An 803-nucleotide genomic window follows, 5' to 3' on the forward strand; every position below is an offset into this window, starting at 1 on the left:
GGCATTAACATTTAGAGATGATGTCGATTTACTCTCCTCCCGCAGTTGGGCTGATTTAAATAATGAAATTAGTTCCTTTAGAGTTAGAAGTGCTGCCTGTTTCTATGAGAAAGATAACTTTTTAGGTGAATCAATTTGCCTATCTGGTAGCGAATACATTGATCTTTTCAATAATACAGATCGCCGTAGGAAACAATCACATATTTTAAACCCACTTAATGATCAAATTAGTTCGATCAAACTACCACAAAATACCCAAGTGACAGTTTATAAAAATGATAATTTTAGCGGCGATTACTTTATTCTGACTGATGATTATTCAGCTTTTGACTTGCAAAAAATAGGTATGGATTATGATATTAGTAGCATTCAGGTTTCTCAGCAAGAATATTTTATTTGCGACCAATATTGTGTTGTAAAAGATAAGATGATCATCCCGATACAATACACTTTCGGTGACTATTGGGGTGACGAACGAATAGGTTCAAAACAAACCTTGGTCAGTTTTCATTTGGATAGTAAAAATAATTATTCTGTAGGAATAGTCGATGGTGGTATATTTAAGATAATGGATCGTGAGCTTTTTTTTATTCATGAAAGCAGTAATAATAGCGCTATATTCAAATTGAGCGATGAAAGCGATACATTATCAATGTTATCGACATTTTATGGTGGTTATTTCGAAGTTCAATTTATGGAATCTATTGGCGAACAGGCAGTCGATTACTATCCATTGATCACCTATTTATTCGATGCGGATAAAACGGATGTTAAATTCTTCATTAATAATAACAGTAAAACTG

Annotated in this window: 1 protein-coding gene; it reads left to right on the plus strand. The window is 33.0% G+C overall.

Annotated features, from left to right (window positions below):
• The coding region (locus V1952_RS22195) for a peptidase inhibitor family I36 protein (RefSeq protein ID WP_420075589.1) at positions 1 to 803 on the plus strand (803 nt) is incomplete at both ends.

This window comes from Yersinia sp. 2542 StPb PI (genome assembly GCF_048593855.1).
Classification (GTDB): Bacteria; Pseudomonadota; Gammaproteobacteria; order Enterobacterales; family Enterobacteriaceae; genus Yersinia; species Yersinia enterocolitica_E.